A 10,202-nucleotide genomic window follows, 5' to 3' on the forward strand; every position below is an offset into this window, starting at 1 on the left:
TCCCGGGGCTGCCCTGGTGCCCGGTGTGCGGCATGAGGTCTGCGCCTGCCGCTGTCACCAGCAGCCGACGGCGCAGGAGCTTCACCAGCCCGCCGGGTCCTTCGTCGCGGCGCCGAACACCGTGCCGTCCGGCGCCGCGGCGTAGACCGAGCCCCGTGCGCCGTCCACCCGCGGCGCGGGCAGCGACTCCACGAACCCGTTGTGCCGGGCGGCCGTCAGCCGGGGCGGGGTCTGGCCGATCAGCGCGCCCGAGCGGGCGTCCATCGCCAGCAGTCGGCCGTCCGCGGCGGTGAAGAACAGCCGGTTGCCGCTCACCACGGGCGCCGACCCCCGGCTGACCGAGGTCTCGGTGTCCCACTTACGGGCCCCGACGGCCTGCAGCGCACCGCCCTCGGCCAGCAGGTACACCGTCTCGTCGTGCACCACGGCGGCCACACCGTCCAGGGGTGCGGTCAGCGGCAGGCGGCGGGTGTGCCCGGTCGCCGGGTCGTAGCGGACGACGGCGGTGGTGCGGTAGGAGAGCTTGGGGTCGGTGGCGGTGAGGTAGAGCGCCCCGGACGGGCCGGTCCCGGCCGGCGTGAGCACCCCCGGCAGCCGGCGCGACCAGCGGACCCGGCCGTCGGCCACGTCGATGGCGGTGACCTGCGAGGCCGTGCCGTCGGGGGTGGGTTCGGCGGCGTAGGCGGTGTGCGGGCCCCCGAGTCCGGCGAACAGCGGGAGCTGATGGCCGGCGTAGCGCCGGTGCCACCGTTCGCGGTGGGTGGCGCTGTCCAGTGCGGTGACCGTGCCGTCGCCGGCCGCCAGCAGGACCCGGTCGCCGATGACCGCGGCCCCGCCCTCGTATCCGGTGATGTCCCTGCTCCAGCGGACGGCGCCCTTGCCGCCGGGCGACGGATCGAGCGCCAGCAGCCGGGTGGCGTCGGCGGAGAAGACGTACAGCAGCCCGCCGGAGAGCACCGGCGCGGCCGGTGAGGCGGCGTGCTTGCCGGGGGAGTCCTCCGTGCGCCGCCACGCCACGCGGCCGGTGTCCGGGTCGAGCCGGGCGGCCAGCACACCGGACTGGCCGCAGAAGACGGCGCCGGACCCGCTGGTGCAGAAGGGCAGTTCGGCGTCGTGCCCCTTGGGCCGCTGGACGAGCGTGGTGTGCCAGGGGCGGAAGCCCTCGCCGGGGCGTGAGGGGTGGGTCTGCAGCGCCGGGTCCTGACCGGGGCCCGAGGGGGAGAGCGCCCGGACCCCGGCGAACGCCCCGGCTCCGGTGACCACCAGGGCGAGGGCCGCCCACAGGGGCCAGCGGCGGCTCCGGGAGCGGGCGCCGCGGCGCGGACCGGAAGCGGGTGCGGCCGGGGCGTCGAGGGGGGCCGGGGTGTCGGGAGGGGCCGGGTCGGCGCCGGGTGCCGGCTCGGCGGCCGGAGCCGGCTCGACGAGGGGGGCGGGCGACCGCACATGCGTCGTCTCGGCCCGCGGCGGGGCGGGCTCGGCCCGTACGGGCTGCCGCTGCTCCGGGATCCGTACGTCCGGCACCGCGCCGTCCCACGCGCCCCGCACCCCACCGTCCACGGCCAGGCCCACCGGATCGTCGGTCCGCAGCATCTCCATCAGCGCGTCCGGCGTCGGGCGGTCCGCCGGATCCTTCGCCAGGCAGCTCTCGATCAGCGGGGCCAACTCCTGCGGCACGCCCGCCAGATCGGCCTCGTCGTGCACCACCTGATACGCGACGAGGTACGGGCTCTCGGAGTCGAACGGCCCGCTGCCGGTGGCGGCGTGCACCAGCACCGAACCCAGCGCGAAGACATCCGCCGCGGGCCCCACCTCGCGCGGCCGCTGGAACTGCTCGGGCGCCATGAACGGCGGCGTGCCGATCAACTTGCCGGTCTCGGTGCGCATTTCACTGTCGGCGGGGCGCGAGATACCGAAGTCGATGACCTTCGGGCCGTCGGCGGCCAGCAGCACGTTTCCCGGCTTGAGGTCGCGGTGCACCACCCCGGCGCGATGGATGTCGCGCAGCGCCTCGGCGAGTCCCGCGGCCAGCTGCCGGACCTCGCAGGGCGCCAGCGGGCCGCTCCGCTTCACATGGTCCGAAAGCGTCGGGCCGGGGATGTGGAGGGTCGCCATCCAGGGGCGTTCGGCATCCGGGTCGGCGTCCACGACGGGCGCGGTGAAGGCCCCGCTGACCCGCCGCGCGGCCGCCACCTCCTGCCGGAACCGCCCGCGGAACTCCGGGTCCTGGGCGAACTCGGCATGGATGACCTTGACCGCGAGCAGCAGTCCGGAGGACGAGCGGGCCAGGTGGACCACGCCCATACCGCCGGCGCCGAGCCGCGCCTCCAAGCGGTACTGCCCGGCGTATTCCGGACGCTCCGCTTCCGGGCCGACCCCGGAATCGCGCAGCGACGGCATGGTTCCACCCCCGTGTCATTCCCCGTGCCATTCGGTCGCAGGTGCGACGCGCGGAGCCTAGTCGATGGTGCGTACGAGATGAACGAAGCTTGCTAGCGTGCGCGTTGCGGAATTGAAACGAACATGATCAAACGGGCACCAACAACGGGGGAACGAGAAATGACAACTCAGGACATCCAGGGCAATCCCGAGCAGGTCGACGGCCAGGCGCTCGCCGCCGCGGCCGGTGGTGGCTTGGTCTATCCGATCGCGCCCGGCTACCGCGTCAAGGTCCGCAAGGGCCCCGGCACGGACTACCCGGTCGTCCGCCTGCTGCCGGAGGGCGCGCGGATCGAGATCCGCTGCCAGCGGCACGGCCAGCGGGTCAGCGGCCCGTACGGCACCTCGGACATCTGGGACAACATCGGCTCCGGCCAGTACGTCTCCGACACCTACGTCCACACCGGCAGCGATGTGATGGTCGCGCCGCGCTGCATGGGGTGATGGTCGCGCCGCGCTGCATGGGCGGCTGAGGCGGGCGGGCGCCCTCGGCGCAGGCGGGGCACGCCTGGGGCCGTACGGCCCGGCGGGGATAATCGAGCCATGAGCGATGCGCAGACCCCCGCCGGGAGCCCGGAGCGCGGCGGCCCCGACGGCGGCCCCGAGCCGGAGGAGATCCGGTTCTTCGGCACCACCTGGGTCCACCACGACGGTGGCTACGCCCTGCGCCGGGCCGGCGTCGCGGCGGGCTCGCTCGCGCTCGCCGCGGCCGGTGCGGTCGTGCTGCGGTTCGCCTTCCAGGGCCTGGAGATCGCCGCCGTCGGCCCGTTCGTCGGCATCCTCGTCGTCGCCGGCTTCGCCATCTGCAGCGCACTGGCCTTCCGCCGCACCTGGGACGGCTTCGTGCGCCGCCCCGACCCGGCCGCCCGCAGCGCCGCCGCCTCGTCCGGGCAGAGCCTGATGCTGATCGGCTTCATCGGCTCGCTGCTCGCGTACTTCTGCCGCAGCCTCCTGGAGGCCCCCGGCGAGAAGCTGCACCGCGCCGAGTACACGGCCGCCCGCGAGCGCCACGCGCGCCGCCGCGGCGCCCGCACCGGCAACCCGGCCGCCAAGAGCAACCCGGCAGCCAAGAGCAACCCGGCAGCCAAGAGCAACCCCTCCGCCAAGAGCAACCCCTCCGCCAAGAGCACCCCGGCCGCGAAGAAGAAGTCCGGCAGGCGCCGCTGAGGCGGGGGCCGGGCCGCCCCGCCGGGTGTCACAGTGTGCCCGCCCGCCTCGTCCTTGAGGGCAGGAGCACGGCGAGCAGCGGTCGCGCACGACGGCGGGCGATCGCGTACGACACCCGAGGAGCGGACCATGGCACAGCCGCGGACGAGCGCGGACGACCACCAGGACACGCCGGTCGGCGACCGGCTGACGCAGTTCGAGGAGCAGCGCGGGCGGCTGTGGGCCATCGCCTACCGGATCATGGGCACCGTCACCGACGCCGACGACGCCGTGCAGGAGACCTGGCTGCGCTGGCAGGCGCTGCCCGACGAGCCGCCGGTGGCCAGCCCGCGCGGCTTCCTCACCACCGTCGTCAGCCGCATCTGCTACGACCTGCTGGGCTCGGCCCGAGCCCGCCGCGAGACCTATGTCGGCCCCTGGCTGCCCGAGCCGCTGCTCGCCGGGGCGGGCGCCGGCGGAGCGCGGCTACCGGGCCCGCAGGACGCCGGCGGCCCCGGCCCCGAGGACCGGGTCACGCTCGACGAATCCGTGGGGATGGCCCTGCTGACCGTCCTGGAGCGGCTCACCCCGGCCGAGCGCACCTCCTTCATCCTCCACGACGTCTTCGCGGTGCCCTTCCCCGAGATCGCCGAGGCGGTCGGCCGCACCCCGGACTCCGTACGGCAGCTGGCCTCCCGCGCCCGCAAGCGGGTACGGGCCGAGGCGCCGCGCCGCACCGTGGACCGCGCGGAGCACCGCCGCACCGTCGAGGCGTTCCTCGCCGCCGTCGTGGGCGGCGACCTCGACGCCCTGCTGGCCGTGCTGGACCCCGAGGTCGTCTGGCGTTCGGACGGCGGCGGCAAGGTCAGCGCCGCCCGCCGGCCGGTGCTGGGCCGCGAGAAGGTCGCCCGCTACGCGCGGGGCCTGGTGACGCGGGGCAGCGAACTCGGGCCTGTCCGGGCCGAGTTGGTGGACGTCAACGGTGCCACGGGCCTGGTCTTCGCCGACGCGGCGGGCCGGCAGGCCGGGGTGTTCGCCTTCACCGTGCACGACGGGCGGATCATCGAGGTGGACGCCGTGATCAACCCCGACAAGCTCGGTCACCTCGACCTCCTCGACCTGCTGTGACCGGTCGGCCGTACGGCGGCGGGTGACCGTAACGGGGCGGGCGGGGCGGCCGTACGGCGGCGGGTTGCCGTAACGGGGCGGGCGGCCGTTCCCTCCGGGGCGTCGGCCGCTGTCACACTCCGGCCCGCCGCGTCGTCCTCCTTGCGGCGCCGGCCGTCCGGGCGCGGCGCCCCTACCCCAGGAGGACGGCATGAAGAGCATGGTCAGGCAGCGGGTCGTGGTCCTCGGCGGCGGCTACGCGGGCATGATGGCCGCACTGCGGCTCGCCCCGTACGCCCGGGTCACCCTGGTCGACCCCGACGACCGGTTCACAGAGAGGGTACGGCAGCACGAGCTGGCCGCCGGCCGCCCCGAAGTGGTCCACTCCCGGGCGCGGTTGCTGCACGGCACCGGCGTCGAGCACCTCGCCGCCCGGGCCACCGCCCTCGACGCGGACGCCCGCGCCGTCCATACCGACAGCGGCCGCACCCTCGGCTACGACCGGCTGGTCTACGCCCTCGGCAGCCACACCGACCCGCGCGGGGCCGGTCGAGGCGCCTTCACCGCCGAGAGCTCCGAGGCCCTGCACAAGCGGCTGCTGGACGGGCCGGGCCGGCTGGCCGTGGTCGGCGGCGGCCTGACCGGCATCGAGATGGCCGCCGAGATCGCCGAGGCCCACCCGCGGTGGGAGGTCCGCCTGCTGACCGGCGGACAGATCGGCGGCGGACTGTCGGCCCGCGGCCGGGCCCATGTCCGTACCGTCCTGGGCCGGCTGGGCATCCACGTCGAGGAGGGCCGCCACGTCGCCGGCGCGCACGACGTCGACGTCGACGCCGTGCTGTGGACGGCCGCCATGCGGGCCGCCGGCGGGCTCGCCCACGACGCCGGGCTGGAGACCGATCCGGTCACCGGCCGGATCCGGGTCGATGCGGCGCTGCGCTCGGTCAGCCACCCCGACGTCTACGCGGCGGGCGACGCGGCCGCGGCCCGGGCGCCCCGCGCCGGCGCCCTGCGGATGGCCTGCGCCACCGCCCTGCCCACGGGCGCGCACGCGGCCGCCGCGATCCTCGCCGAGTCCCGCGGCGCCGCACCCGCGCCGCTGTCGTTCGCCTACGTCATCCAGTGCGTGAGCCTGGGCCGGCGCGACGGCCTGGTCCAGTCCGTACGGTCCGACGACACCCCGCGCGAACGGGTGCTGACGGGACGCCCGGCCGCCCGCGTCAAGGAGCAGGTGGTCCGCTCCACCCTCCGCCTCCTGAAGCTGACGGCCCGCCACCCGGGCGCCGCGCGGTGGTTCCCCGGCATGGGCTAGGCGGGACTTCGCGGACACCCCCCAAGGGGGTGTCTTCCCGATCTCCGGCGGGCCGGGCCGCCACGCGGGGGCGTGTGGTAGCACTGCGTGCATGACGGGCAAGACCACGGAACGCGCTGGTTACCACCACGGCGACCTCCCCGCCGCGCTCACCTCGGCGGCGATCGAGCTCCTGGACGAGCGCGGGATGGACCAGGTGACCGTACGTGAGGTCGCACGCCGGGCGGGGGTGTCGCCGGGTGCGCCGTTCCGACACTTCGCCGACCGGCAGGCGCTGCTGACGGCGGTCGCCGACCGGATCCTGGCCGACTTCGCGCAGTGGCAGGTCGGCATGGTCGACGGCGCCGAGGGCTCTGTGATGCGCGCCTTCGGCCTGGGCTTCGTCCGCTTCGCGATCCGCCACCCGCGCCGCTTCGAGCTGATCAGGACCAGGGTGTTCGGCGACAGCCGGCCGGCCGAACTGCACCAGCGCCTGACCGACATCGAACGGGCCTTCACCGACATCATCGTCGCCGACCAGAAGGCCGGAGTGCTGCGCCCGGGCGATCCCGCGACGGTGGGCCTGGCGGGTCAGGCCCTCGTCTACGGCCTGTCGCAGATGATCGTCGACGGATATCTGCCACCGGACCGGGCGGAGCAGCTGGCCGAGCAGGTCCTGGACACCTTCGGCGCGGGCATCGCCAACTCCCCTGACTCCACAGGGCCTTGACCCCCGCTCCGCCCGCTGATGTAATCGCTGATTACATCAGTCGAGGAGGGTGAGATGCCCCTACCGCGCCCGTCGCGTATCCCGAGATTTCCCGACCCCGCGGCATCCGGCACGGTGACGATCGAGGTGTCCCCGGCCGAGGCGTACCGCGTTGTCAGCGACCCGCTCGTGATGATCCGCCTCGGCGAGGAGGCGCACCGCGCCCGCTGGCTGGGCGGCGCCACGGCCCCCGCGGTGGGCGCCCGCTTCCGCGGCCACAACCGCAACGGCCTGCGCCGCTGGTACACCGACTGCCGGATCACGGACGCCGATCCGGGCCGGCGCTTCGCCTACGAGGTGGCGGCACCGCCCGGCATCCCCATCTCGCGCTGGCAGTACGACATCGCGCCCGCGGCGCGGGGCTGCACCGTCACCGAGACCAACTGGCTCCGGGTGCCGCTGTGGTTCATCCCCGTCGCCGTCCTCGTCACCGGCGTCTCCGACCGCGCCGGCGCCAACCACACCCACATCGGCAGCACACTGCAGCGCCTCAAGCGCCATCTGGAGTCACCCCCGCCCGGCGCCGCCGACAGCCCGGAGCACGGCGAGCGCCGCGTGGGGTGAAGCGGCGCGGTGCGAAGCGGTGCGCGGGCCCAGTGGAACCACACCAGGAAGGAAGGCACGCACATGCACGAGGTACGCGGCTTACTCGCTCCTGACGCGTTCAGAGGTGTCGTCGCCACGGTCATGGACAACAACCCCGGCATGGACGAACCGACGGCCGGTCGGGTGGTGACCGAAGCCCTCAAGTTCGTCGTGGCCGCCGCGAAGTTCCCGGCGGCAGCCCTCCGGCCCTCGCGCCTGGTCGACGAGGGATGGCACGCACTCATCCTGCACACGGCGCTGTACGCCGAGCTGTGTGCCCGGCTCGGACGCTTCGTGCACCACTACCCCGACGAGCCTGGAGTGTCCGAGCAGAGCGCGGACGGGCATCTGCCGACCGTGGCCCTGATCGAGGAGGCGGGGTTCAGCGTGGACAAGGAGCTGTGGCCCACCTCGACGAGCCCGCTCACCCCGGCGGGGGCGAAGTGCCGGCGCAAGCCCCACCCGGGCGGCGGCTGCGGCACCTCGTCCTGCGGGTCGTCGTGCGGGTCGTCGTGCGGCTCGGGCTGCGGCGGGGGAGGGGGCGACTAGGGCCTGTCCGATGGGTCAGGCCCTAGGGCCCGGGCAGTACCCGCCCTGTTGGAGCCGGGGGTCGTCCGTCCGCGGTGTGCGTGCGCAGGCGGGCGGCCGCTCGGTACTCCGAGTCGCTCGGTGCTCCCGGTCGCTCAGTACTCCCAGTCCGGCTTCCCCTTGCCGTAGAGCCAGTCGTCGAACAGATCCTTCAGATCCACGTCCGTGCGCGCCTGGCAGAAGGCGATGAAGTCCTTGGAGTCGGCGTTGCCGTAGCGGTGCTCGGCGGGCCACTCCTTGAGGATCTTGAAGAAGGTCTTGTCGCCGACGGCCTTGCGCAGCTGCTGGAGCACCATCGCGCCGCGCTCGTAGACGGGCGTCCCGGTCACGTCCTTCGCCCCGGCCGGCTTGCCCGCGGGGAAGTCCCAGCGCTCGTTGTCCTCGTCGTCCGCGTAGAGCGCGTCGAACTGCTCCTGCGGCGTCCGGCCGCCCTCGTGCTCCTCCCACAGCCACTCGGCGTAGGTCGCGAAGCCCTCGTTGAGCCAGGTGTCCCGCCAGGTCTTCGGCGTCACCGAGTCGCCGAACCACTGGTGGGCCATCTCGTGCACCACGGTCACGGTGTCCGGCGCCCCGGCGTAGACCGGCTTGGTCTGGGACTCCAGGGCGTACCAGTCGATCCGCTCCGGGGTGTGGTCGACGATCGCGCCCGCCGAGGAGAAGGGGTACTTCCCGAACAGTCCGCTCTCCCACTTGATGATCTCCGGCAGCCGCTCCAGCGGCTCCTTGCTCGCCTTGGCCTCCGCCGGGTCCACCGCGACGTACAGCGGCAGCCCGTCCGGTGTGCGGGACGTGCGGACGTCGAACTTCCCGATGGTGGCGGTGGCCAGGTAGGTGGCCATCGGCTGCGGGTTGTGCCACTCGAACGTGGCCTTGCCCTTGGAGACCTTCTCCGACCGCAGCTCCCCGTTGGCGACGGCGGTGTACTGCCGCGGCACGGTGATCTTGAAGTCGTAGGCGGCCTTGTCGCCGGGGTGGTTGTTCCCGGGGAACCACGTCATGGCCCCCGCGGGCTGCCCCGAGACGAACGCGCCGTCGGCGGTCTTGACCCAGCCCTCCGTCGACCCGTCCGGATCCTCCATCTCCTGCGGGGTCCCGCCGTAGTCGACGGTCGCACGGAACTGCGCGCCCTTGGCGATCCCGTCCTGCGGAGTCACCGTCAGCTTGTGCCCCTTGCGGGAGAACGCGGCGTCCTCGCCGTCGACCCGGACGGCGGACACCCGCAGCCCCTGCAGATCCAGTTTGAACGAGCGCAGATCCTGCGTGGCCCGGGCGGTGATCTCGGTGGTGGCGTCCAGATGCCGGTGCTTGACGTCGTAGTCGAGAGCGAGCCCGTAATGGCTGACCCGGTAGCCGCCGTTGCCCAGCGCCGGGAAGAGCGGGTCGCCCACCCCGCCGCTGCCCGCCGTCCCCTGGGCGCTGACGGCCGCGCTCGTGCACGAGGACAGCAGCAGGGCGACGGGCAGGGCCGCGGTCGCACCGCAGCAGCGAAGGGGCCGACGGTTCACAGCGCTCCTAGGGTCGGTGATCACAAGTTCCCCGACCCTACGGTCATTTCCGCCGCTACGCCCCTCCGCTACCGCTTGGGGCGCATTACGGGGCGACGGACGGCGCGGTGTGCTGCGCGGTGCCGTCCGGGCCGCGGCGCTGCTCCTCCCAGTTGCCGAGCGCGGCCGCACACGCGTGGTCGAGGTGGCGCAGCCCGGACAGGTCCAGCTCGATCTCCCGGTCCCGGGGCAGCGCCTCCAACTGGTCGAGCAACCTGGGCAGCCGCAGGAAGGTGGCGTTGCCGACGGCCCGTACGCGGACGGGGCGTCGAGGGCCCGTTGCGGACGTCCCCTCGGGCTCCTCCAGCCCCACGATCTCCAGGTGCACATGCGAGGTCGCCCACGCCGACTTGGCGATCGCCATCAGCAGCCCCAGCAGCACCCCCTCGAACATGTTGGTGGCCACGATCGCCACCGCGGTGGCGGCCAGCACCACGGCCTCACCCCGGTGCTCCCGCCACAGCGGGCGCCACTCCTTGACCGGGAGCAGCTTCCAGCCGGCGTGCACCAGCACACCGGCCAGCGCCGCGATCGGCACCGAGCCCAGCGCCGCCGGGAACGCCGCCGCGAAGACCAGCAGCCACACCCCGTGCAGCACCCGGGACGCCTTCGTCCGCGCCCCGGCCCGCACGTTCGCGGAGCTGCGGACGATCACCGCGGTCATCGGCAGCGCGCCGAGCAGCCCGCAGACCGTGTTGCCGGCGCCCTGTGCCATCAGCTCCTTGTCGTAGTCGGT

Annotated in this window: 9 protein-coding genes and 1 pseudogene; 7 read left to right on the forward strand and 3 right to left on the reverse strand. The window is 74.1% G+C overall.

Annotation, left to right across the window (positions count from 1 at the left end; all coding sequences use genetic code 11):
* Positions 1–81: 81 nt before the first annotated feature.
* Positions 82–2,397, reverse strand: a complete 2,316-nt coding sequence (locus tag ACZ5XZ_RS31265) for a protein kinase domain-containing protein (protein ID WP_468984078.1) — start codon at positions 2,395–2,397, stop codon at positions 82–84.
* A 159-nt stretch (positions 2,398–2,556) separates the two neighbouring features.
* Between ACZ5XZ_RS31265 and ACZ5XZ_RS31270 the strand changes: the two genes are divergently transcribed.
* The 7 genes and pseudogenes from ACZ5XZ_RS31270 to ACZ5XZ_RS31300 all read left to right on the forward strand — a co-directional run bounded on the left by ACZ5XZ_RS31270 (position 2,557) and on the right by ACZ5XZ_RS31300 (position 7,883).
* Positions 2,557–2,880, forward strand: coding sequence for a peptidase (locus ACZ5XZ_RS31270; protein ID WP_468984081.1), 324 nt, complete (start codon positions 2,557–2,559; stop codon positions 2,878–2,880).
* A gap of 99 nt (positions 2,881–2,979) precedes the next feature.
* Positions 2,980–3,498 (forward strand): annotated as a pseudogene (locus tag ACZ5XZ_RS31275) (hypothetical protein); the annotation flags it as partial.
* A 234-nt stretch (positions 3,499–3,732) separates the two neighbouring features.
* Positions 3,733–4,710, forward strand: coding sequence for an RNA polymerase sigma factor SigJ (sigJ, locus tag ACZ5XZ_RS31280; protein WP_468984084.1), 978 nt, complete (start codon positions 3,733–3,735; stop codon positions 4,708–4,710).
* A 190-nt stretch (positions 4,711–4,900) separates the two neighbouring features.
* On the forward strand, positions 4,901–6,001 hold the full coding sequence (locus ACZ5XZ_RS31285; protein WP_468984087.1) for an NAD(P)/FAD-dependent oxidoreductase: 1,101 nt from the start codon (positions 4,901–4,903) through the stop codon (positions 5,999–6,001).
* A gap of 91 nt (positions 6,002–6,092) precedes the next feature.
* A complete protein-coding gene (locus ACZ5XZ_RS31290; RefSeq protein WP_468984090.1) occupies positions 6,093–6,710 on the forward strand; it encodes a TetR/AcrR family transcriptional regulator in 618 nt (205 codons plus the stop codon).
* A 54-nt stretch (positions 6,711–6,764) separates the two neighbouring features.
* A complete protein-coding gene (locus tag ACZ5XZ_RS31295; RefSeq protein ID WP_468984093.1) occupies positions 6,765–7,313 on the forward strand; it encodes an SRPBCC family protein in 549 nt (182 codons plus the stop codon).
* Positions 7,314–7,376: 63 nt separating this feature from the next.
* A complete protein-coding gene (locus ACZ5XZ_RS31300) occupies positions 7,377–7,883 on the forward strand; it encodes a glycine-rich domain-containing protein (RefSeq protein ID WP_468984096.1) in 507 nt (168 codons plus the stop codon).
* Between the two features lie 134 nt (positions 7,884–8,017).
* Here ACZ5XZ_RS31300 and ACZ5XZ_RS31305 read toward each other — a convergent pair whose 3' ends face one another.
* Both ACZ5XZ_RS31305 and ACZ5XZ_RS31310 read right to left on the reverse strand, forming a co-directional pair.
* Entirely contained in the window at positions 8,018–9,427 is a 1,410-nt protein-coding gene (locus ACZ5XZ_RS31305; protein WP_468984098.1) for a M1 family metallopeptidase, read from the reverse strand.
* Between the two features lie 85 nt (positions 9,428–9,512).
* The coding region (locus ACZ5XZ_RS31310) for a SulP family inorganic anion transporter (protein WP_468984101.1) at positions 9,513–10,202 on the reverse strand (690 nt) is incomplete at its 5' end.

This window comes from Streptomyces sp. NPDC033270, assembly GCF_055576575.1.